Consider the following 21,076-nt stretch of genomic DNA (forward strand, 5'->3'; position numbering starts at 1 on the left):
GGGTTGCGACTTGATCAATTTAGTTTACTATGATGTAACTAATTCGCATTCGCAGTGCCCAGGATCTTTGTCGATGTCCGCGTCTCCCACTTCAATCCCCCCGGCCGGACCGCTACGCAGTGCCGACCATGATCGCGGCCTGCAGGCGCTGCAGGTCCAGGTGGTCGCGGTTGCACAGCCATGCGCCAGCCTGCTGCGCCTCGTGGTCCAGTTGCCGGAGCAGGCAGCCCTCGCGCCGTGGCAGCGCGCAAACACTGCCGTGCGCATCCAGCTCGGCGCCGCCTTCGGCGATGTGTCACGGATCTACACCGTGCGCTGCGTCGACGCGCACACGCGCCGATTCACGCTGGATGTGGTGCTGCACGAAGCACCAGGACCGATGCTGGCCTGGGTACGTGCGCTGCGCCCCGGTGATGCCTTCGATCTGACCGGGCCGCGCCCGCATCTGCAGGTGCCGCAGCGTGAAGGTGCCAGCGCTCTCCTGTTCGCTGATCAGAGCGCCATCCCAGCCCTGTCTGCGTTGCTGCAGCAATGGCCGGCCGGTCTGCATGCGCAGGCCTGGATCGCCTCGAATGATCCCTTCCCGGTAGACGAGCTGCCCCGCATCGATGGTGTCTGCGTGCAGCGCCTGGCCACCGGTGATGCGCCCTTGCTGCAGCAGGCACGCAGACTGCACCCGGACGCCAACAACACCGTCTGGGCGGCCGGCGAACGCGAGGAAATGCGCGCCCTGCGCCGCCACTTCATCGAAGCGGTCGGCCTGGCACGCACCGACGTCGCCGTTGCCGGCTACTGGAAACGTGGCGAGACCACCACCGACACCGACCAGCGCCGCCGCCGCAACTACGAGCGCGTGCTGGCCCGCGGCGGTGGCCTGCAGGACCTCGACGACCTCGCCGACGATATCTGATCCACCCCGCAGCACCCGCGCTCCGCGCTTCGCTCCACCCAGCCACAGATCGCCCACGCACCTCGCGTGCAGCACTGCCCCAGCGGCAGCGCCGTGCCCTCTGCCAGCCACTCCACAGCCCGCGTCGTCCTGCCCGTGCAGGTCATCGACGGCGCCGTGCTGGCCGATCGCACGACCCACCACGACGAGAACCGCCATGTCCCTCCCCGCCCGAACCCTGCCCCTCCCGCGCCGTACCGCGCTGTCCCTCGCCGCGCGCGCGGCATTGCTGCCTGCGCTGCTGATCGCCACTGCCGCCCACGCCAACGACGCGCCCGATGGCGCCCGCCAGCTGCCCACGGTGAACGTACGCGCCGACAAGACCGCGCCTACCGATGCCTACGCCGGTGGCCAGGTGACGCGCGGCAGCCGTGTCGGCCTGCTCGGCGACCTCGATTTCATGGACACACCGTTCAACACCACCCGCTACACCGCCGAATTCATCGAGAACATCCAGGCACCGGATCTGGTACGGGTGATCGCGCTGACCGACCCGAGCGTCTACAACAGCGGTTCCAGTGGCGGCATCACCGATTACTTCAACATCCGTGGCTTCGGCGTGGCCTCCTCGGACATCGGCTTCGGCGGCCTGTACGGGCTGATTCCCTACTACCGGGTCACCCCGGAACTGGCCGAGAACATCGAGGTGCTGAAGGGTCCGTCCGCGCTGCTCAACGGCATGCCGCCGGGCGGTTCGGTCGGCGGCAGCGTCAACCTTGTACCGAAGCGTGCCGGCGACACGCCGTTGACCCGCTTCACCGCCAGCTACGGCAGCGACGCACAGTTCGGTGGCCATCTGGATATCGGCCGCCGCTTCGGCGCGGACAAGCAGTTCGGCATGCGCCTCAATGCCGTGCACCGCGATGGCGACACCGCCACCGACCACCAGCAGCACAAGGCGCAGCTGGCATCGCTCGGCCTGGACTGGCGCGGCGAGCGCTCGCAGGTATCGCTGGACCTGTTCAGCAGCCGCGACCACGTGGATGGCCTCAACCGTGGTGTCTCGCTGGCACCTGGCCTGGCCGTGCCGCGCCCGCCGGAGGCCAGCACGCTGTTCGCACCGGACTGGACCTTCAGCACCGTCAAGGACCAGGCCGCCGCGCTGCGCTGGTCGTTCGACATCAATGATCACCTGCAGGCGCACGCCAGCTACGGCCACGGCCATACCGATTTCGATTCCATCGCCAGCGGCACCACGCTGATCACCAATGCCGCCGGCGACTTCCGCAACAACTTCGCCCACCAGCGTTTCATCTACAGCAAGGACACCGCCGAAGCAGGGCTGTCGGCAAGCTTCCGCACCGGCCCGGTCGATCATGCACTGGCCATCAGCGCCGCCTGGTACCACCACGATTACAAGTTCGGCTTCCAACGCAACCTGCTGGCCCGGGACTGGGTGACCAATATCTACAATCCGCAGTGGGGCCCGGCCATCGACCGCAGCTTCAGCAATGCGTCGCTGCCGAAGACCGGCGAAGTCCGCACCACCAGTTTCGGTATCGCCGACACGCTGTCCTTCATCGATGACCGCGTGCAGCTGACCCTTGGCATCCGCCGTCAGACCGTGCTCAGCGATACCATCGACGGCAGCACTGGCAAGCGCACGTCGCGCTACGACACCAGCGCCAACACTCCGGCCGGCGCGCTGCTGTTCAAGGCCAGTGACCGCCTGTCGCTGTACGCCAACTACATCGAAGGGCTCAGCCAGGGCAGCACCGCCCCGGTCAGCGCAGCCAACGCCGGCGAAGTGTTCCCACCGTACAAGACCCGCCAGCGCGAGGTCGGCGCCAAGTTCGACTTCGGTCGCCTGGCCAGTGCGCTTAGCTTGTACGAGATCGAGAAGCCCGGCTCCTACACCGACCCGGCCACCAACGTGTTCTCGTTCGGCGGCCAGCAGCGCAACCGTGGCGTGGAATGGACCGTGTTCGGCCAGGCCACCGGACAGCTGCGTGTGCTGGGCGGAATCGGCTGGCTGCAGCCGAAGCAGACCCGTACCCAGGGCGGCATCAACCAGGGTCGCCTGGCCACCGCCACCCCGCAGTGGCAGGGCAAGCTGGGCCTGGAGTGGGATGTGCAGGCCGTGCCGGGCCTCACCCTCACCGGCAATGCAGTCAGCCTGTCCAAGGGCTACATCAATGCCGACAACAGCCAATGGGTGGCCGGCCGCACCGTGTTCGACCTCGGTGCCCGCTATGCACTGCAGGCCGCCGGTCACCCGTTGGTGCTGCGCGCCACCGTGCAGAACCTCACCAACAAGGCGTACTGGGCAGGCAGCCTCGGCTCCGGGCTGGGCACGCCGCGCACCGCCGTGCTGTCGGCCACCGTCGATTTCTGATGCCTGATGCACGGGCGCCACGCCATCGCGCGTGCGCCCCGGAGAAGTGATGTGAGCGTTTCCCGTACCACCGTCGTGCTGGCCTGGCTGCCGCTGGCCTCACGCATCCTCGCCGCGTTGTTCGGCGGCTATGTGCTGGCCGCGCTGTGCAGCATCGCCGCACTGGCGCTGCCCATCGATGGCCGCCAGGCCGTGTTCACCGGCATGCTGGCCAGCTTCCTGTTGTATGCGGGCGCCGTAGTCTGGGTGTTCGCGGTGCGCTCGGCCTGGCGCGCATGGCTGGGCCTGATCGTCGCCGCGTTGCCACTGTGGCTGGTTGCACAGACGGTCGGCAACGGAGGCACTGCATGAGCAAGGTCGATCGCACCCCGAAGCCACGCGGCATCCGCCAGACCATGTCCGACCTGCATATCTGGGTCGGGCTGCTGGCCGGCTGGATCCTGTACGCGATGTTCCTCACCGGCACCGCCAGCTACTTCCGCGACGAGCTCTCGCGCTATACCCGCCCGGAAATCGCCACGCCGTCTATATTGCCGGATGCCGCTATCGTCACGCAGCGCACCGTCGCCACGATCATGGCCGACACGCCAGCGGCCAGCCAGATCAACCTCGGCCTGCCGAGCACGCGCATGCCATGGGTGTCGGCGATGTGGGCCAGCCCGGGTGGGCGTGGCCGGCATGGCTTCGACTCGGGCCTGTTCGATGCCAACACCGGCGCGCCGCTGCAGGCACGCGACACCGGCGGCGGCGACTTCTTCTATGCATTCCATTTCAACCTGCATTACATGCCTGCGATGTGGGGTCGCTGGATCGTCGGCCTGTGCGCGATGTTCATGCTGGTGGCCATCGTCAGCGGCGTGATCACCCACAAGAAGATCTTCGCTGACTTCTTCACCTTCCGCTGGGGCAAGGGCCAGCGCTCGTGGCTGGATGGTCACGCGGCACTCTCGGTGCTCGGCCTGCCGTTCCATTTCATGATCACCTGGAGCGGGTTGGTGATGCTGGCGGTGCTGTACATGCCGTGGGGCCTGGCCAAGCTGCCGGACAAGCGCCAGCAGGCCGAGGTGGTCAGCGAGATGCGCCTGTTCCTGCCACCGCAGAAAGCCGCGGGCCAGCCTGCCCCGCTCACCGACGTCGGCGCACTGGTGCAACAGGCCGAGCAGCGCTGGGGAACCGGATCGGTGGGCAGCGTGCAGGTGCAGAACCCCGGCGACCAGAACGCACTCGTGGCCGTGGTGCGTGCGCAGTCCAGCCGTGTTTCCACCACACCGAACTATCTGCTGTTCGACGGCAGCGGCGGGCAGTTGCTGCAGGTCAAGGAGCACTCGGGCGTCGCCGCCGATACACAGGGCGTGCTGTATGGTCTGCACCTGGGCCGCTTCGCCGATGCCGCCCTGCGCTGGCTGTACTTCATCGTCAGCCTGGCCGGCACCGCCATGGTCGGCACCGGGCTGGTGCTATGGACGGTCAAGCGCCGTGCGCAGCTGCCCGATCCGCAGCGCCCCTACTTCGGCTTCCGCCTGGTCGAGCGTCTCAACATCGCCACCGTCGCCGGCCTGTCGGTGGCGATGGCGGCCTATCTGTGGGCGAACCGCCTGTTGCCCACTGCCATGGACGGTCGCGCGGCGTGGGAGGTGCATGTGTTCTTCCTGGCTTGGGCGGCCATGTTCGTGCACGCCACGCTGCGGACACCCAAGCGAGCGTGGATCGAACAGTTCCTGCTGGCGGCGTTGCTGCTTGCACTGCTGCCGGTGCTGACGGCGATGACTACGGCACATCCGTTGTGGCGCACGCTGGTCGCAGGCGATTGGGCCTTTGCCGGGACCGACCTGACCCTGCTGGCATTGGCCGCCCTGCACACGCTGCTGGCCTGGCGCACCTGGCGGCATGCACCGAAGGTGAAGCGCACACGGCCGTCTGCAGCGTCACGCAATGCGGTTTCCGAGGCCAGCGCATGATCCACGTCATTCTGTTCGTGCTGTCACTGGCCGCGTTCGGTTGTCTGGCGCTGGCGATGGAGCGCCATCAGCGCGATGTGCTGCGCCGTGTGTTGAGCGCGCAGGCGACCGAGAAACTGCGCGCGGTCGGCTGGGCGCTGCTGGTGTTCAGTGCCGTGTTCGCCATGCGCGGGCTGGGAGTGGGTTTCGGTCTGGCCGCGTTGTCCGGGCACACCAGCGTGGCCGCAGGTGTTGTGGTGGTGGCGATGGTGGCGCATGGGCGGCGGGATCGGTAGATGCCCACCTTGGTGGGCACCGGTGAAAGCGACGCCAACCAAGGTTGGCGACTACCTAGACCGACAGGCATCAATGCGTCGCTCGGCTCTACAGAAAAGCCGCCATGCGCTGCAGTTCGTCTTCAAGCGCGGAACGAAACACGCGGTCGCGAGCCAGCGACTTGCCGGCATAGCCCACGCTGGACGCCAGTTCACCGTCGCGCACGCTGAGATTGGCCCAGCCCACCACCTGGTCGTGCCACAGCATCGGCAACGCGTAGTAGCCGTATTGGCGCTTCGGCGCAGGCGTGTAGGCCTCGAACTTGTACACCCAGCCCCAAAGCAGCTCGAAGCGGCGGCGGTCCCACACCACCGGGTCGAACGGCGCCAGCAGGCGCACCTGTTCGTCCGGCGCATGCCGGTGCGAGCGCGGGTTCTCGTCCGCCGGCCAGTACCAGGTGGTGCCGTCCAGCGTGCAGCTGGCCAGCTGGTGCTTGGCCAGCATCAACGCCTGCCGGGTCTGCTCGGCCAGATGCGGTGCGCCATAGCCCAGTAGGCGCACCAGATAGGTCAGGCTGGCCGACGGCAGTGGCGCGTACTTGCGCACCACCAGATCGATCAGGGCGGCGGCGCGTTCAATCTGCGCCTGCTCGCTGGCATCTGCCTCGGCGTGGTCGGCCACGGCGTAGATGCGGGTGCCGCTGTCGCGCCGCTGCACGCGCAGCAGGCCACGGTAATGCATGCCATCCAGCAGGTGCGTGCTGGCATTGCTGGTGCCGCCCCAGTAGTTGGTCACCCGCCCATGCGCGAACGCCTGATCCACCTCCCGCGGGTGCACGCTGCCGCGCTCGCGCACGAAGGCCAGCACGTCGGCCGCGCGGCGATGGGTCTCGGCGTCCCACTCGCGCTTGGACACGCGCGGGTGCATCAGCGCCAAATGCTCGCGTGGCAGGAAGCCGTAGTTCACCAGGCAATCTTCTTCCACCGGCAGGCGCGTATAACGGCGCTCCAGATCACCGGCGCGATAGTCCTTCACCCGGTGGCGCAGGGTCAGGTCCTGCGCACGTGCCGCGCGCGGATCGGGTCGGCCTGCACGAAGCCCAGGCGCCGGATCGCGGTCATCAGCGTGGTGGGTTTGAACAGCGTGCGCGCCACCGCATGGCGGCGCAGATCATCGAGAGTGGGCGTGGCAGGCATGGCCGCATTGTAGATCCACGCCATGCCTGGATGCTGCCTTGGCCAACCGTGCGACGGCATCCACGCATGGAGTGGATCTACCGAAGCTCCAATACCTCCAGCGAACTATCACCAGCGCACGCATGCCCTGCTTGAATTCGGCGATCACTTCCTCGTCCTGCACGCGGCGGCCGGTCAACACTTCGGTTTCGTCATCCACCAGCCCGTACACCGTATCCGCACCGGCAATGCAGTAGAACGCTATCGTGGCCAGCAACCAGCGCGCCTTGTCCAGCGGCAGGCCGAACACCTCGGCCACATGCGCCTGGTGCGAGGCGATCTTCTCCAGCATCGGCGTGGTCGCCACCGAACGGCGCAGCAGGTAAGGCGGCAACCCCGGGTGCGCTTTCACCACCTCGCACAGTGATTCCACGAACCCCAGCAGGTAGGCCTGCAACCCACCCGGCGCATCGGCAGACGCACGCGGAATCTGCCAGCGCTGGAACACCGTATCGGCAACCAGCCGCTTCAAGGCCTCCAGATTGGCCACGCGCTTGTAGAGCGCGGCCTGGGTCACCGCCAGCTCGGCGGCCACATTGGCCATGGTCAGGTTCGGCAGGCCCAGCGTGATGCCGATGTCGGCCAGCCGATCGGGGGTGATGGTAGGCGGGCGGCCACGGGCCGGCGCCGGGATCTCAGGTTGCATGCTCATACCGTAGCGAGGGTGCCAGCAAGGGGACCCTCTTGTCCGCTTCATGTAATTTAGTTTAATTTACTCAACTAATTCGGAATGCGTCTGGTTCGCAACCCCGCCGCCGTCCGCAATCGAGCCCATGGCTCACTCCCCGCCAGGTTCCCACCCAGCCGACAACCCTGCGCTGCGCCCACCCCCGTGCTTGCCGTCGGCAGCGCGCCAGGCGCGTTCGCACCTGCGATTCACAGGAATCTGGCATGACCGTGTACGACCTTTCCTCTCTGCTGCAGCGCGCAGCTGCTGATCCGACCCGCCTGGTGATGCTCCCGCCGGGCATGGCCCGGCGCTACCAGAGCACCCCCAATGCGCGTAGCGGCCAGACGCAGGCGCTGGGCATCCGGGTGTCGGTCCTGGCGCTGGGCCTGCTGGCCTCGTTCGCCGCGCTGGCCGAGTCGACGCCGTCCACCCTGCCTTCGGTGCAGGTGCAGGAACAGCGCCGGGTGACCGGCGACTATGCCGGCGGACAGGTGGCCTCTGGCAGCCGCGTCGGCCTGCTCGGCGACAAGGACTTCATGGATACGCCGTTCAGTACGGTCAGCTACACCGAAGCCTTCATCCGCGACCGCCAGGCCAAGGACCTCACCGACGTCATCGCCGCCACCGACCCCACGGTGTTCAGTAACGGCGTCACCGGTTCCTGGAGCGAGAACTACGCCATCCGCGGCTTCGCCTCCAGCAGCAGCGACACCACCTTCAACGGCCTCAGCGGCATCGCGCCGTACTACCGCACCTCACCGGAAATGTTCGAGCGCATCGAGGTGTTGAAGGGCCCGTCCGCCCTGCTCAACGGCATGCCGCCGGGCGGCTCGGTCGGTGGCAGCGTCAACCTGGTGCCCAAGCGTGCGGATGACCAGCCATTGCTGCGGATCAGCGCCAACTTCGCCTCCGATGCGCAGTTCGGCACCCATGTGGATGTGGGCCGCCGTCTGGGCGCCGACAAGCAGTTCGGCATCCGCTTCAACGGCGCTTACCGTGATGGCGACGGTGCAGTGGGCAAGCAGAGCAAGAAGGTGCAGCTGGGCTCGCTGGCGCTGGATTGGCGCGGCGAGCGCGCCCGCCTGTCGGCCGATCTGTACAGCGCCGACGACCGCGTCGACGGCCCGGCCCGTGGTGTCGGCCTGGCACCGGGCGTCGCCATTCCCCGCCCGCCGCGAGGCGACACACTGATCAACCCGGACTGGGCCTACGTGGACAGCCAGGACAAGGGCGCGATGCTGCGTGGCGAGCTGGATATCATCGACAACCTGATGGCCTACCTGGCCTACGGCACCAGCAAGACCGACTACCGCTACAACGGATCGATCAGCGCGCAGATCCTCAACCCAGCCGGTGACTTCACTACCGTGATCGGCCAGCTGGCGTTCGACATCAAGAAGCAGTCCGGTGATGCTGGCCTGCGCGGCAGCTTCCGTACCGGCAGCGTCGGCCACCAGTGGGCTGCCAACGTGACCCATTACCAGCACACCCAGAACGACTACGGCCGCCGCAGCGTGCCGGGCTGGGACTGGACCACCAACCTGTACAACCCGGTGTGGGGCCCGGCCGCGCCGTTCGTGGCGCCGCATATCTCGCACACCGAGCTGCGGCTGGACAGCCTCGGCTTCGCCGACACCTTGTCCTTCGCCGATGACCGCGCGCAACTGACGCTGGGCGTGCGTCGCCAGCAGGTGGTCAGCGAGACCTTCAACGTGGCCAGCGGTGCGCGCACCTCACGCTATGACGAGAGCGCCACCACCCCTGCCGCCGCGTTGCTGGTGAAGGCCACCGATAAGCTTTCGATCTACACCAACTACATCGAAGGCCTCAGCCAGGGCGCCACCGCGCCGATGACTGCTGCCAACGCCGGCGATGTGTTCGCGCCTTTCCGCACCAAGCAGAAGGAGCTCGGCCTGAAACTGGACCTTGGCAGCTTCACGCACACCTTCAGCGTGTACGAGATCAAGCGCCCGAGCAGCTACACCGACCCGGTCACGAATGTCTTCTCGTTCGGTGGTGAACAACGGAACCGCGGCGTGGAATGGGGTTTCTTCGGCTCACCGCTGGATGGCGTGCGCCTGCTGGGTGGCATGGCCTATGTGCAGCCCAAGCTGACCCGCACGGCCGGTGGCGTGAATGAAGGCCGCATGGCCACGGCGGTTGCGCAGCGGCAGGCCAAGCTGGGCGTGGAATGGGATGTGCCTGCACTGGAGGGCTTTACCCTGACCGGCAATGCCACCGCCATGTCGAAGCAGTACATCAGCGCAGACAATAGCCTGTCGGTACCTGGGCGCACTTTGTTCGATGTGGGTGCGCGCTACAGCACCACCGTGGCCGGACGACCGCTTGCCCTGAGAGCGAGCGTGAACAACGTGACCAACAAGGCGTATTGGGGCATGCCGTTGCTTTCCAGCCTGGCGCTGGGGGCACCGAGAACGGTGTTGTTGTCGGCCACGATGGATTTCTGAAAGGCATCCATGGGCGGCGTGGGCGTACTGTAGAGCCGAGCCATGCTCGGCTCCGTTTCCTTTGATGAGCCGAGCATGGGCTCGGCTCTACAGAATGCCAGGCAATCCGCCAGAAGCATCCACGTATGGCGTGGATCTACCGACACAAGGCACGACCACCCATGCATTGATCAAGAAAGCACGCGCGCCACCACCGCCAGTACCAGCAGATGCCCCACGTAGTACCCATAGAACATCCAGCGCCAGCGTGGCAGTTGCCACTGCACCCGTGCGGCCAGCAGCACCACGGGAACTGCCAGCACGGCCCAGCCGTTCCGGTTGGCCCAGCACACCGCCGCCAAGGCAATCAGCAGCGTCCACCACGCGCGATGGCGGAACGCGATCCAGGCCAGCAGGACACTGCCGACTCCGGCCCACTGGTAGTCCACCAGCATCGGCAGTACACCCGCCGCCAACAACAGCAACAGGGGCCGGTTGTTGGCCAGCGCGTGCACCGCCACGGCAGCCAGGGCGAACGTGAGTAGGATGTTGAGCGGCAGCCAGGAGCCAAAGACCAAGGCATGCAGCGGTTGGGCGATGACGCCCCACAGGGCCAGGCGACGCATCGACTTGCGAAGGTCGGCGCCCGGTTGGGCCAGGTTGCAGGCCATCACCAGTGCGAACAGCGGAAAGGCGATGCGCCCCAGTTCAGTGACCACCGGCACGTAGCCACCGAACACCACCTTGGCCACGTGGTCGCCGGTCATGGCCAGCAATGCGATCCACTTCAGCAGCTCGCGGGCGCCACTGCCGAGGCTGATGCTGAACGTGGACGTCCTTGTCGTGGTCGCGTGCATCCCAGAAGCTTATGCGCATCGGCAAGCCCATTTCCAGCGTCCCGCAAGCAACACCCCCTGCCTCGGTCGGCGCGAGGCGCTATGCTGGCCGCCCCTGCTTGTGAGACACCCGCCATGCGCACTCTGTACCCAACCATCGAGCCGTACCGCGAGTTCACTCTGCCGGTAAGCGATCTGCACACGCTGCACATCGAAGAGTGCGGCACGCCGGAGGGCATTCCGGTGGTGTACCTGCATGGCGGACCGGGTGCGGGTATTTCGCCCACCCATCGCCGTTTCTTCGACCCGGCGCGCTACCGCATCGTGCTGATCGACCAGCGCGGCAGCGGTCGCTCCACGCCGTTCGGCGAGCTGCGCGACAACACCACGCAGGAACTGGTGGCCGACATCGAGAAGGTGCGCGAGCACCTCGGCATCGAGCGTTGGCTGGTCTATGGCGGTTCCTGGGGCTCGACCCTGTCGCTGGCCTACGCGCAGGCACATCCCGAGCGTGCCACCGGCCTGATCCTGCGTGGCGTATTCCTTGGCCGCGAGATGGAGAACCGCTGGTTCGCGGAAACCAACGGTGGTGCGCGCTGGATCTTCCCGGAGCGCTGGGATCGCTACGAGGCCTACATTCCAGAAGGCGAGCGTGGCGACATGATTGCGGCCTACTGGACGCGCATGGACAGCGCCGATGAGGCCACCCGCATCGCAGCCGCGCAGGCCTGGCTGGGCTGGGAAGACAACGCCGCCACCCTGCAGCACGACGTGGATGCTGTTTCTACCGACGACCCGCTGGACACGCTGGCCAAGGCCCGCATCGAAGCGCATTACTTCCGCAACGGTATCTTCCTGGAACCGAACCAGCTGTTGCGCGATATAGATCGCATCCGCCATCTGCCCGGCGTGATCGTGCAGGGCCGCTATGACATCATCTGCCCGCCGCGCAGCGCCTGGGACCTGGCCAAGGCCTGGCCGGAGGCAAAGCTGGAGATGGTGATCTCGGGACATGGCGCGAACGAGCCGGCGACGGTCGATGCGCTGGTGCGCGCCACGGACGCGTTTGCCGACCGGAACTGAAGAGAGGGGGTAGCGCCGGCCGCTGGCCGGCATCCCACTGTTCGAGGGCAGAGTCGACTGTCAGTCGACTGCTCTCGGCGGGAAGCCTAAAACCCCGCGCTGCGCGCGATAGTCGACCAACAGTCGACTCTACCCATCCGTCTCCCCGCAGCCGCCTCTGGGCCGTCGATCACGGCAGCCCGGTGAATGGCGGCTCACCGCCACCGGCCAGGCAGGCGGATTCTTCGCAGCTCGCTTACAGGCAGGCGCCGATGATCCGGCCGTGGCCACGGACAACCCTGGCCTACCTCCCTACTTCTGGAGCCTGCCATGACCGGTGTTCGCTATCTCCCCGTCGCTCTCGCACTTTGCGCGGGCCTGCTTCTCGGTGCGTGTTCCAAGACCCAGGATGCCAGCAAGGCCACCGCGGCCGAGGACGTAACCGAAGTGAAGCTGATTCCAGCCTATGAATCGCTGGACAAGGACAAGGACGGCATCGTCACCCTGGCCGAGGTGGATGCAGTGGCGCCCGACTGGGCCGAACGCCTGCACGCCTGCGATACCGATCGCAACAAGACGTTGAGCCGCGGCGAGTACGACGTGTGCAAGCAGACCAGCACCGCGCATTGATCCCTTTATGCGCCATCGATTGGCGCGATGCTCGCCCGGCTATACCAAGGTATAGCCGGGCTAACCCACGAGCCTCTAGGACTACCCCATTCAGGGGCGGACAATAGCGCCACTGGCCAGGGCAACCCTGGCTGGCTCCCTCCCTTCATGGAGACGCAGATGGACCCCGACCCTGCTGGGCGCCCCGCGCCCCGTATGCCCGCCTGTTGCCTGTTCCTGGCGCCCGCCCGCCGGTCCCCGCCTGCCTGAGTGACGGGGGATCGTCAGGCACCGCCTGCCTGGAGATCGCCCCCATGTCCTACAAGATCCTCTACATCACCCTGCGCCGCCTGATCGGCGAGCGCGATGTTGCCGCCCTGCGCAGCCAACTGCTGCAGCACGGCCCCGTGGTTTTCGCCCGTTCGCTGTCGCTCGGTTCGCCGCGCGTGGTCGCCGACGCACTGTCGCTGCTGCCGATCAGCGAGCGCATCAACGTGCTGCGCCATCTGCCCTACCCCCTTCGCGATGCGATGAAGCCGCTGTGCATCGGTGGCAGCCAGCGCCTGCATATGCAGCCGTGGTCACCGGCGGTACTGGCGATGCGCCACGCCTGATCCGTTGCATCCATTCCGTTCGTATTCCGGCCGCGGCCGGCTCTGACATTCAAGGAGTTCCCATGAGCCTGCTCAACGCCTGGTTCAATGCCTTCCTGCGCAGCCGTCGCGCAGGCAACCTGTTCGGCCGTCGCGCCATGCCCGAAGCCGGCTTCGGCCCGGGCAGCGCCGAAGCCGCACCGTTCGCGCTCACCACCGGCCTGGTGACCCTGTCGCAGCTGGACGAGCCGCGCCTGCTGGCCGCGCTCGACTCGCACGTCGATGGCCTCAGCCCGCATGAGGCCGAGGAGCGGCTGGCCACGCTCGGCCCCAACGAGGTCGATCACGAAAAACCGCTTCCGTGGTGGCGCCATCTGTGGCAGTGCTACCGCAATCCGTTCAACCTGCTGCTGACCGTGCTGGCGGCGGTGTCCTGGCTGACCGAGGACATCAAGGCCACCGTGGTGATTGGTGCGATGGTGCTGCTGTCCACGCTGATCCGCTTCGTGCAGGAAGGCCGTTCCAACCGTGCCGCCGAGCGGTTGAAGGCACTGGTCGGCAACACCGCGCGCGTGCTGCGCCGCAATCCGGGCACCGAGGCGGCAGACGTTGCCGACCAGTATTTCGGTGCCCACCTGCACAGCCGTCGCCCGGCGCGGTTGCTGGACCTGCCGATCCGTGAGCTGGTGCCCGGTGACCACATCGTGCTGTCGGCCGGCGACATGATTCCGGCCGATTGCCGCGTGCTGACCGCCAAGGACCTTTTCGTGGCGCAGGCAGCGATGACCGGCGAGTCGCTGCCGGTGGAGAAGTTCGCGCACCCGGGCGATGGCCTGGCTGGTCTGCTGGAGCAGCACAACCTGCTGTTCATGGGCACCAATGTGGTGTCCGGCACCGCCACCGCCGTGGTGCTGGCCACCGGCAACCGTACCTACTTCGGCACCCTGGCCCAGCGCAGCACCGCCACCGACCGCGCGCCGACTGCGTTCCAGGCCGGCGTCAACAGTGTCAGCTGGCTGCTGATCCGCTTCGCGTTGGTGATGGTGCCGTTCGTGCTGCTGATCAATGGCTGGACCAAGGGCGACTGGACCGAGGCATTCCTGTTCGCGCTGTCGGTGGCGGTGGGCCTGACCCCGGAAATGCTGCCGATGATCGTCACCTCCACCCTGGCCAAGGGTGCGGTGCTGCTGTCGCGGCGCAAGGTGATCGTCAAGCGCCTGGATGCGATCCAGAACTTCGGTGCGATGGAAGTGCTGTGCACCGACAAGACCGGCACCCTCACCCAGGACAAGATCGCGCTGGAACGGCACACCGATGTGTTCGGTCACGATTCGGAGGATGTGCTGAAGTTTGCCTACCTCAACAGCCATTTCCAGACCGGGCTGATCAACCTGCTGGACCGTGCGGTGCTGGAGCACGTGGAGCTGCAGAGCTCGCTGCGGCTGTCGCAGGACTACCACAAGGTGGATGAGATTCCGTTCGACTTCGAGCGCCGCCGCATGTCGGTGGTGGTGTCCGAACGCGAGGACCACCATGAGCTGATCTGCAAGGGAGCAGTGGAAGAAATGCTGGCGGTGTGCAGCACCGTGCGCGAGAACGGCGAGGACAAGGCGTTGGATGAGCAGCGGCTGGCGCGCGTGCGGCAGACCACGGAGGAACTGAACGAACAGGGCCTGCGCGTGGTGGCAGTGGCGATGAAGGAAACTGCTGCCAGCCAGACCGTGTATTCGCAGGCTGACGAGTGCGGCCTGACCCTGGTCGGCTACGTGGCCTTCCTCGACCCGCCCAAGGAATCGGCTGCGCAGGCATTGCAGGCGCTGGCCGCGCATGGCGTGGAGGTGAAGGTATTCACCGGTGACAACGAACTGGTGACCGCCCGCGTCTGCGCGCAGGTCGGGCTGGAGGCAGACACCATTCTGACCGGTCCGCAGATCGAGCGCATGGATGACGGCGCGCTGTCGCGGGCGCTGCACCACCACCGCGTGTTCGCTCGCCTGACCCCGCTGCACAAGGAGCGCCTGGTGCGCGAGCTGCGTGCGCAGGGCAAGGTGGTCGGTTTCCTCGGCGATGGCATCAACGATGCACCGGCGCTGCGTGCGGCGGACATCGGCATCAGCGTGGACAGTGCGGTGGACATCGCCAAGGAGGCGGCCGACATCATCCTGCTGGAAAAGAACCTGATGGTGCTGGAGGAAGGTGTGATCCAGGGCCGGCGCACCTTCAACAACATGCTGAAGTACATCCGCATGACTGCCAGCTCCAACTTCGGCAACGTGTTCTCGGTGCTGGTGGCCTCGGCCTTCCTGCCGTTCCTGCCGATGCTGCCACTGCAGCTGCTGGTGCAGAACCTGCTGTACGACATCTCGCAGATCGCCATTCCGTTCGACAACGTGGACGAGGAGCTGGTGCGCAAGCCGCTGAAGTGGAACCCGGCAGACATTGGACGCTTCATGGTGTTCTTCGGGCCGATCAGCTCGATCTTCGACCTGAGCTGCTTTGCCCTGATGTGGTACGTGTTCGATGCGCGCACACCAGCCGACCAAGGCCTGTTCCAGTCCGGCTGGTTCGTGGTGGGCCTGCTGACCCAGACGCTGATTGTGCACATGATCCGTACACCGAAGGTGCCGTTCCTGCAGAGCATCGCCGCGCCGCCGCTGCTGGTGATGACCGGCCTGATCATGGCCATCGGCGTGGCCCTGCCGATGAGTCCGCTGGCTGGCTACTTCAAGCTGCAGGCCCTGCCGACCGGCTACTGGCCGTTCCTGGTGGCGATCCTGTTCGGCTACGCGGTGCTGACCACCCTGCTGAAGAAGATCTACATCCGTCGCTACGGCTGGCAGTAAGCGCCCGCCGCCTGGTCCAGGGAGAAGCACAATGGACATCAATCCGAACCTGCCGGCGTTCAACGCCGGCGCGACCCTGAGCTCGTTGATCAGCCTCTCGGTGGCCTTCGTGCTTGGCACCGTCATCGGCCTGGAGCGACAGCTGCGCCAACGCACCGCCGGTCTGCGCACCAATACACTGGTGGCGGTGGGTGCGGCAGTGTTCGTGGACCTGGCCGTGCGCTTCCACGACCTGTACGGCGGCCCGCCGTCGCCACTGCACGTGGTGGCCTATGTGATCTCCGGTGTCGGCTTCCTCGGCGCCGGCGCGATCATGAAGGACGGCGCGCAGGTGTCCGGCCTGAACACCGCGGCCACCCTCTGGGGCTCGGCGGCGGTTGGCGCCTGTGCGGGTATCAAGCTGCTGCCCGAAGCGGTACTGGCGGCCGTGTTCGTGCTGGCCGCCAACACCCTGCTGCGGCCGGTGGTGAACCGCATCCAGCGGCAGCCGTTGCCGGAAGCGTTCAGCGAAGCAACCTATGCGATCAACGTGGTCTGCCAACGTGAGCAGCAGGCCGAGGTGCTGGACCAGCTGTTGCTGCTGCTGGAACAGGCGCACTACCCGGTACGCGCGGTGGACCAGCGCCCGTTCGGCGAGCGTGACGTGGAGATAGAAGCCGTACTGTATGCCACCACGGTGGATGCCGGTGAACTGGATGCGGTGCTGGCCACGCTGGCGACCACCCCCGGCGTGCTGCAGGGGTTCTGGAACGCCAGCCTGGAGGAGTAGCCGCTCGGTAGTGCCGGCCGCTGGCCGGCCACACCGTCTACCACTTTGGTAGGTGCCGACCTTGGTCGGCACAATCCTGGAGATGCCGGCCAGCGGCCGGCACTACCCGGCATCGCTTTGGTGGGTGCCCGCATCCACCCAAGGCGGCTTTGCTATCCTTCCCCCCCACGCCAGGGAGACGTCCCGATGCCATCGCTGTCGCCCCGCCGCCCGCTGGTGCTGCTGGCCCTGATCGTTGTGATGGCGGCGATCTTCCTGGTCGATACCGTCACCGACTACGCCGTGGCTGCGGCCTGCTTCTATGCAGCGGTCATCCTCGCCGCATCACGAGTGCTGAGTGCGCGCGGGCTGATCAGCCTGGCCATCGCCTGCATCGCACTCACCGCCCTGAGCTTCTTCCTCACCCGCTTCGGCACCTATCGCATCGGCCTGGTCAATTCGGTGATCGGCATGCTGGTGATCGGCATCACCACCTACCTCGCGTTGAAGATGGAAGCGGCCAAGGCCGCAGTGCAGGAAGCGCAGGGCCGGTTGCTGCGGGTGGCGCGCGCGTCGACCGTGGGCGAGCTGACCACCTCCATCGCACATGAAGTCAACCAGCCGCTGGCGGCCATTGCCAGCAGCGCCGAGGCCTGCCAGCGCTGGCTGGCACAGGACCCACCGAACGTCGACAAGGCCCGGCAGACCGTGTCCCGCATCCTGGACGATGCACATCGCGCCGGTGACGTGATCGCCCGCATTCGCGGCCTGACCCAGGGTGCGGCACCGGAACGACGCGCCTTCGACCTGAACCAGGCGGTGGAGGAAATGCTGGCGCTGTCGCGCAGCGAGCTGGACCAGCACGGCGTGGCCGTGGCCCTGCTGCTCGATGCCGACCTGCCGCTGGTACAGGCCGATCGCGTGCAGGTGCAGCAGGTGATCGGCAACCTGATCCTCAATGCGGTGGACGCAATGGAGGCCGTGCCCGCCGCTGATCGACGCCTGTCCCTGTTGACCCAACGCGACGGACAGCGGATCAGCCTCAGCGTGCGCGACCGCGGTGTCGGCCTGCCAATCGACCATCCTGAGCGCGTGTTCGATGCCTTCTGGACCACCAAATCACACGGGCTGGGGCTCGGTCTCAGCCTGAGCCGTTCGATGATCGAAGCCAACGAAGGCAGGATCCGAGCCGAGCGCCCCAGCGGCGGGGGTGCCTGCTTTGTGTTTGACCTGCCCATCGCCACGGAACTTCCTCATGCGTAAGCCCGCTGCACCCGCCGCCGATCCAGCGCCCATCGTCTATGTGATCGATGACGATCCGTCGGTGCGCGCCGCGCTGGAAGACCTGCTCGCCTCGATGGGCCTGCAGGTACGGGCCTTCGCCTCCACCCAGGCATTCCTCGAGCACGAACTGGAAGATGCACCGGCCTGCCTGGTGCTGGATGTGCGCATGCCCGGCCAGAGTGGGCTGGAGTTCCATCGCACGATGGGCAGCCACGGCCTGCAGCTGCCGGTGGTGTTCATCACCGGCCACGGCGACATCGCGATGGGTGTCAACGCGATCAAGGACGGTGCCATCGAGTTCCTGACCAAGCCGTTCCGTGACCAGGAGCTGCTGGATGCAATCCACAAGGGGATCGACATCGACCGCCAGCGCCGCCGTGACGGCGAGGCACTGGACGCCCTGCAGCAGCGCTGGAATACCCTCAACCCCGGCGAGCGCGAGGTGGTCGACGGCGTGGTGCGCGGCCGCCTCAACAAGCAGATCGCCGGCGACCTCGGGGTGAGCGAGATCACCGTGAAGGTGCGCCGCGCACAGGTGATGCGCAAGATGGGCGCGCGTACGCTGGTCGACCTGGTGCGCATGTACGACCGCTTGCAGGCGGGCACCCCATGAGCGTGCATGTCGCGCTGCTACGCGCAGTCAACGTCGGCGGCACCGGCAAGCTGCCGATGGTTGAACTGGTGGCGATGTGCGAGGACGCAGGCTTCACCGACGTCCGCACCTATATCGCCAGCGGCAACGTGGTGTTCCGCAGCGGACTTGACGAAGCCGGCGTGCGGAAAGCCCTTGGCCAACGGCTGCAGGCCTATGCCGGAAAACCGGTGGGTGTGCTGGTGCGCTCGGCAGCCGAGATCGCGGCGGTTGCCGCCGGCAATCCGTTCCCGCACGCCGCCGGCAATCGTGTGGTCGCGCTGTTCGTGGATGAGGCACTGCCCACGGATCCCTTGACCGGGGTGACCGGCCTGCGCGATGAGCAGCTGGTGCTGGGTACACGCGAGATCTTCGTCCACTATGGCGACGGCATGGCCGACTCACGCCTGCGGATTCCCTATGCCCAGCAAGGCACCGCCCGCAACCTCAACACGGTCGGCAAACTTGCGGCAATGGCCGCCGCGCTTGGCCAGGCCACCCCAGGCGGTAGAGGGAGACGGTAGAGTCGACTCTACCGTGTGCTTCGCCCTGCATCCTGCACTTCCGTGTGATGGGTTGAATCCCGCTACTTCTTCGTCGCCAGCACGATCACCCCGGCAACCACCAGGCCGATGCCGCTCCACTCCCGCAGGCTCGGTCGTTCGCCCAGCAGCAGGTAAGCCAGCACGATCACCAGCACCACGCTGAACTTGTCGACCACCGCCACCTTGGCCAGTTCACCACTCTGCAGCGCGCGGAAGTAGAACAGCCACGAGGCGCCGGTGGCCAGTGCCGACAGCACCAGGAACAGCTGCGTGCGCCCCGGCAGCAGCAATGGATTCGACCACTTGCCGCTGATCACCACCAGCGGCAGGATCACCGCCGCCACCACCAGGGTGCGGATGGCCATGGCCAGATCCGAGTCGACGCCCTTGACCCCAACCTTGGCGAACAGCGCGGTCAGAGCGGCGAAGCAGGCTGACAACCCGGCCCAGACGAGCCATTGCGGAACGCTCTGCATGTTGCGCCACTCCCGGCTCCAAGAGCACCCACCGCCAACGCTACTCCCATTGCCCGCCTGCGCAAGCAGTGCGAGCCGCCGTGTGGATCAGGCGCGTTGCAGACGGTGCTTCAACCGCGTATCCATCAACCCCACCGCCAGCAGCACCGCACTGGTCAGCCAACCGGCGGCCAGCAGATGGGTCTGCGGCAACACCACGCCCAGCAGGACCAGTGCCACCGCACCGATCAGATGCGAGTACGGTGCGCGCCCGTATACCACGCGCTTGTACAGCGCGCTGTCCAGCAGGTAGATCAATGGCCCTGCAACCAGCACGGCCGCATGCACCGGCGTCACCGCAGCGTGCGGGTGGTCCATGACCAGGTCATTGCCCACCGCCGTAGCGATGATCCCGGCGATCAGCAGCGCGTGCACGTAGTGGAAGTTGGCCCCCATCCGCCCGGGGTCTTCAGCATGGCTGATGGCCTCGGTGGCGTCGCGGCTGGAGATGCCGAAATACAGCCACCACATGGCGATCGTGCCGGCGAAGGTGGCAAGCACCGCCGACACCACCGCCCCACTCCACTGTTCGACCTCGCTGAGCACACCACCGGTGGCCAGCAACGTCTCGCCCAGTGCGACGATGACGAACAGCTGGCAGCGCTCGGCCAGGTGCCCGCCCTCGATGGTCCACTCGCGGGTGTGCGAACGACCCAGCCCCGGGAACGCGAAGCCGAACATCGGTGAGACGTATTCGCACGCCACCGCCACCGCCCACAGCGCCAGCCGCGTATTCCCCTCGGCTGCCGCACCTGCCAGCCAGAAGCAGGCCGATACGCTCACCCACGCCAGCATGCGGCGGAAGTTCGGCGCCAGCGGGTGTGTGTGGCCGACCTCGAACAGCACAAAGGCGGTACGCCCGACCTGCATGGTGGCGTAGGCCCCGGCGAACACCCAGGCACGGTCGGCGAACGCCTCGGGAATGGACGACGACATCAGCAAGGCCAACAGCATGGTGGCAAACAGCAGGCCACGAATGCGCGGTGCCTCCGGATCGAACCAGTTGCTGACCCAGCAGGCGTACTGCCAGCCCAGCCACACCGCAAACCACAGCACCAGGGTCTGCAGCACGCCGGCCAGGTCCAGGTGGTGCAACAGGTGGTGGCTCAGCTGGGTGACCGCGAACACGTAGACCAGGTCGAAGAACAGTTCTTCGTAGGTCACGCGGGCGTGGTGGCCGTCGCGCTGGCGCAGGGCCGGCAATCGCAGTCGTGTACTCATGGCTTTCCTTCAGCGCGCCAGGCGCCAGTAGAGCAGGCCGGCCAGCAGGGCCGGCACCGCGAACACCAGCAGCAGGATCGGCAGTTCTTCGCGCATCCCGTAGCCGGCCTTGCTGACACCCACCCACAGGTTGGCCACCGTCACCAACAGCCAGGTGGCAATGAACGCGATCAGGGCCGTGGGCAGCTGTGAGGTGCCTACGCTCCACAGCCGTCCGAACAACAGGAACACTCCCAACAGCACAATGCCGCCCAACATCACCAGAAGCACATGCATGGTCCACCTCCTTGAGCCTGCAGGCAGGCTAGCCGTGGGCGATTCTGCGCTCCAGCCGATGATC

General features: G+C 66.6%; 18 protein-coding genes and 2 pseudogenes. 14 read left to right on the forward strand and 6 right to left on the reverse strand.

What is annotated here, in order from left to right:
• Positions 1 to 73: 73 nt before the first annotated feature.
• The 5 genes from FQS62_RS12500 to FQS62_RS12520 all read left to right on the forward strand — a co-directional run bounded on the left by FQS62_RS12500 (position 74) and on the right by FQS62_RS12520 (position 5,517).
• Positions 74 to 910, forward strand: coding sequence for a siderophore-interacting protein (locus FQS62_RS12500; RefSeq protein ID WP_136637965.1), 837 nt, complete (start codon positions 74 to 76; stop codon positions 908 to 910).
• A 196-nt stretch (positions 911 to 1,106) separates the two neighbouring features.
• Positions 1,107 to 3,284: a TonB-dependent receptor gene (locus FQS62_RS12505; protein WP_208043485.1), complete on the forward strand. Its 2,178-nt coding sequence runs from the start codon at positions 1,107 to 1,109 to the stop codon at positions 3,282 to 3,284.
• A gap of 51 nt (positions 3,285 to 3,335) precedes the next feature.
• Positions 3,336 to 3,635, forward strand: coding sequence for a DUF3649 domain-containing protein (locus FQS62_RS12510; protein ID WP_208043484.1), 300 nt, complete (start codon positions 3,336 to 3,338; stop codon positions 3,633 to 3,635).
• Positions 3,632 to 5,242 carry a PepSY-associated TM helix domain-containing protein gene (locus tag FQS62_RS12515; RefSeq protein ID WP_208043483.1) on the forward strand — a complete coding sequence of 537 codons (1,611 nt, stop codon included), beginning with the start codon at positions 3,632 to 3,634 and terminating at the stop codon, positions 5,240 to 5,242. Before FQS62_RS12510 ends, FQS62_RS12515 begins: the two co-directional genes overlap by 4 nt.
• Complete coding sequence (locus FQS62_RS12520; protein ID WP_046986480.1) at positions 5,239 to 5,517, forward strand: DUF3325 domain-containing protein; 279 nt, start codon at positions 5,239 to 5,241, stop codon at positions 5,515 to 5,517. The genes FQS62_RS12515 and FQS62_RS12520 overlap by 4 nt, the downstream gene beginning before the upstream one ends.
• An 88-nt stretch (positions 5,518 to 5,605) precedes the next feature.
• On the opposite strand, the pseudogene FQS62_RS12525 reads toward FQS62_RS12520, so the two are convergent.
• Together FQS62_RS12525 and FQS62_RS12530 are read right to left on the reverse strand one after the other, a co-directional pair.
• Positions 5,606 to 6,693 (reverse strand): annotated as a pseudogene (locus FQS62_RS12525) (crosslink repair DNA glycosylase YcaQ family protein).
• A 77-nt stretch (positions 6,694 to 6,770) separates the two neighbouring features.
• Positions 6,771 to 7,384, reverse strand: a pseudogene (locus FQS62_RS12530) (TetR/AcrR family transcriptional regulator).
• Between the two features lie 239 nt (positions 7,385 to 7,623).
• Between FQS62_RS12530 and FQS62_RS12535 the strand changes: the two are divergent.
• A complete protein-coding gene (locus FQS62_RS12535; protein WP_208043482.1) occupies positions 7,624 to 9,870 on the forward strand; it encodes a TonB-dependent receptor in 2,247 nt (748 codons plus the stop codon).
• A gap of 170 nt (positions 9,871 to 10,040) precedes the next feature.
• Here the strand turns inward: FQS62_RS12535 and FQS62_RS12540 are convergent, their stop codons facing one another.
• Positions 10,041 to 10,706 carry a TraX family protein gene (locus FQS62_RS12540; RefSeq protein WP_046982558.1) on the reverse strand — a complete coding sequence of 222 codons (666 nt, stop codon included), beginning with the start codon at positions 10,704 to 10,706 and terminating at the stop codon, positions 10,041 to 10,043.
• 114 nt (positions 10,707 to 10,820) lie between these two features.
• On the opposite strand from FQS62_RS12540, the gene pip reads away from it, so the two are divergent.
• The 8 genes from pip to FQS62_RS12580 all read left to right on the forward strand — a co-directional run bounded on the left by pip (position 10,821) and on the right by FQS62_RS12580 (position 18,979).
• A complete protein-coding gene (gene pip / locus FQS62_RS12545) occupies positions 10,821 to 11,768 on the forward strand; it encodes a prolyl aminopeptidase (RefSeq protein ID WP_208043481.1) in 948 nt (315 codons plus the stop codon).
• Between the two features lie 309 nt (positions 11,769 to 12,077).
• Complete coding sequence (locus FQS62_RS12550) at positions 12,078 to 12,377, forward strand: EF-hand domain-containing protein (protein WP_136637960.1); 300 nt, start codon at positions 12,078 to 12,080, stop codon at positions 12,375 to 12,377.
• 293 nt (positions 12,378 to 12,670) lie between these two features.
• Positions 12,671 to 12,970 carry a hypothetical protein gene (locus tag FQS62_RS12555; protein ID WP_046982556.1) on the forward strand — a complete coding sequence of 100 codons (300 nt, stop codon included), beginning with the start codon at positions 12,671 to 12,673 and terminating at the stop codon, positions 12,968 to 12,970.
• Between the two features lie 62 nt (positions 12,971 to 13,032).
• The gene (mgtA, locus tag FQS62_RS12560) at positions 13,033 to 15,792 is read left to right on the forward strand and encodes a magnesium-translocating P-type ATPase (RefSeq protein ID WP_136637959.1); all 2,760 of its coding nucleotides are present in this window, start codon (positions 13,033 to 13,035) and stop codon (positions 15,790 to 15,792) included.
• A gap of 31 nt (positions 15,793 to 15,823) precedes the next feature.
• Complete coding sequence (locus FQS62_RS12565) at positions 15,824 to 16,561, forward strand: MgtC/SapB family protein (protein WP_012511185.1); 738 nt, start codon at positions 15,824 to 15,826, stop codon at positions 16,559 to 16,561.
• A gap of 186 nt (positions 16,562 to 16,747) precedes the next feature.
• Complete coding sequence (locus FQS62_RS12570; protein WP_046982554.1) at positions 16,748 to 17,803, forward strand: sensor histidine kinase; 1,056 nt, start codon at positions 16,748 to 16,750, stop codon at positions 17,801 to 17,803.
• Entirely contained in the window at positions 17,796 to 18,437 is a 642-nt protein-coding gene (locus FQS62_RS12575; RefSeq protein WP_046982553.1) for a response regulator transcription factor, read from the forward strand. The genes FQS62_RS12570 and FQS62_RS12575 overlap by 8 nt, the downstream gene beginning before the upstream one ends.
• Positions 18,434 to 18,979: a DUF1697 domain-containing protein gene (locus FQS62_RS12580; RefSeq protein WP_136637957.1), complete on the forward strand. Its 546-nt coding sequence runs from the start codon at positions 18,434 to 18,436 to the stop codon at positions 18,977 to 18,979. The genes FQS62_RS12575 and FQS62_RS12580 overlap by 4 nt, the downstream gene beginning before the upstream one ends.
• A gap of 62 nt (positions 18,980 to 19,041) precedes the next feature.
• Here FQS62_RS12580 and FQS62_RS12585 read toward each other — a convergent pair whose 3' ends face one another.
• The 3 genes from FQS62_RS12585 to FQS62_RS12595 form a co-directional block, all read right to left on the reverse strand.
• Positions 19,042 to 19,476, reverse strand: a complete 435-nt coding sequence (locus FQS62_RS12585) for an EamA family transporter (RefSeq protein ID WP_136637956.1) — start codon at positions 19,474 to 19,476, stop codon at positions 19,042 to 19,044.
• An 87-nt stretch (positions 19,477 to 19,563) separates the two neighbouring features.
• A complete protein-coding gene (locus FQS62_RS12590; RefSeq protein ID WP_208043480.1) occupies positions 19,564 to 20,736 on the reverse strand; it encodes a low temperature requirement protein A in 1,173 nt (390 codons plus the stop codon).
• A gap of 9 nt (positions 20,737 to 20,745) precedes the next feature.
• On the reverse strand, positions 20,746 to 21,012 hold the full coding sequence (locus FQS62_RS12595; protein ID WP_208043479.1) for a hypothetical protein: 267 nt from the start codon (positions 21,010 to 21,012) through the stop codon (positions 20,746 to 20,748).
• Between the last annotated feature and the right edge of the window lie 64 nt (positions 21,013 to 21,076).

Origin of the sequence: Stenotrophomonas sp. SBJS02, from assembly GCF_020428325.2 — a bacterium.
GTDB lineage: Bacteria > Pseudomonadota > Gammaproteobacteria > Xanthomonadales > Xanthomonadaceae > Stenotrophomonas > Stenotrophomonas africana.

What these genes read in the sequence shown, in the direction of transcription:
- FQS62_RS12500 (WP_136637965.1), top strand. Translation starts at nt 74, where the DNA reads ATGTCCGCGTCTCCCACTTCAATCCCCCCGGCCGGACCGCTACGCAGT.
- FQS62_RS12505 (WP_208043485.1), top strand. Translation starts at nt 1,107, where the DNA reads ATGTCCCTCCCCGCCCGAACCCTGCCCCTCCCGCGCCGTACCGCGCTG.
- FQS62_RS12515 (WP_208043483.1), top strand. Translation starts at nt 3,632, where the DNA reads ATGAGCAAGGTCGATCGCACCCCGAAGCCACGCGGCATCCGCCAGACC.
- FQS62_RS12520 (WP_046986480.1), top strand. Translation starts at nt 5,239, where the DNA reads ATGATCCACGTCATTCTGTTCGTGCTGTCACTGGCCGCGTTCGGTTGT.
- FQS62_RS12535 (WP_208043482.1), top strand. Translation starts at nt 7,624, where the DNA reads ATGACCGTGTACGACCTTTCCTCTCTGCTGCAGCGCGCAGCTGCTGAT.
- FQS62_RS12540 (WP_046982558.1), bottom strand. Translation starts at nt 10,706, where the DNA reads ATGCACGCGACCACGACAAGGACGTCCACGTTCAGCATCAGCCTCGGC.
- pip (WP_208043481.1), top strand. Translation starts at nt 10,821, where the DNA reads ATGCGCACTCTGTACCCAACCATCGAGCCGTACCGCGAGTTCACTCTG.
- FQS62_RS12550 (WP_136637960.1), top strand. Translation starts at nt 12,078, where the DNA reads ATGACCGGTGTTCGCTATCTCCCCGTCGCTCTCGCACTTTGCGCGGGC.
- FQS62_RS12555 (WP_046982556.1), top strand. Translation starts at nt 12,671, where the DNA reads ATGTCCTACAAGATCCTCTACATCACCCTGCGCCGCCTGATCGGCGAG.
- mgtA (WP_136637959.1), top strand. Translation starts at nt 13,033, where the DNA reads ATGAGCCTGCTCAACGCCTGGTTCAATGCCTTCCTGCGCAGCCGTCGC.
- FQS62_RS12565 (WP_012511185.1), top strand. Translation starts at nt 15,824, where the DNA reads ATGGACATCAATCCGAACCTGCCGGCGTTCAACGCCGGCGCGACCCTG.
- FQS62_RS12570 (WP_046982554.1), top strand. Translation starts at nt 16,748, where the DNA reads ATGCCATCGCTGTCGCCCCGCCGCCCGCTGGTGCTGCTGGCCCTGATC.
- FQS62_RS12575 (WP_046982553.1), top strand. Translation starts at nt 17,796, where the DNA reads ATGCGTAAGCCCGCTGCACCCGCCGCCGATCCAGCGCCCATCGTCTAT.
- FQS62_RS12580 (WP_136637957.1), top strand. Translation starts at nt 18,434, where the DNA reads ATGAGCGTGCATGTCGCGCTGCTACGCGCAGTCAACGTCGGCGGCACC.
- FQS62_RS12585 (WP_136637956.1), bottom strand. Translation starts at nt 19,476, where the DNA reads ATGCAGAGCGTTCCGCAATGGCTCGTCTGGGCCGGGTTGTCAGCCTGC.
- FQS62_RS12590 (WP_208043480.1), bottom strand. Translation starts at nt 20,736, where the DNA reads ATGAGTACACGACTGCGATTGCCGGCCCTGCGCCAGCGCGACGGCCAC.
- FQS62_RS12595 (WP_208043479.1), bottom strand. Translation starts at nt 21,012, where the DNA reads ATGCATGTGCTTCTGGTGATGTTGGGCGGCATTGTGCTGTTGGGAGTG.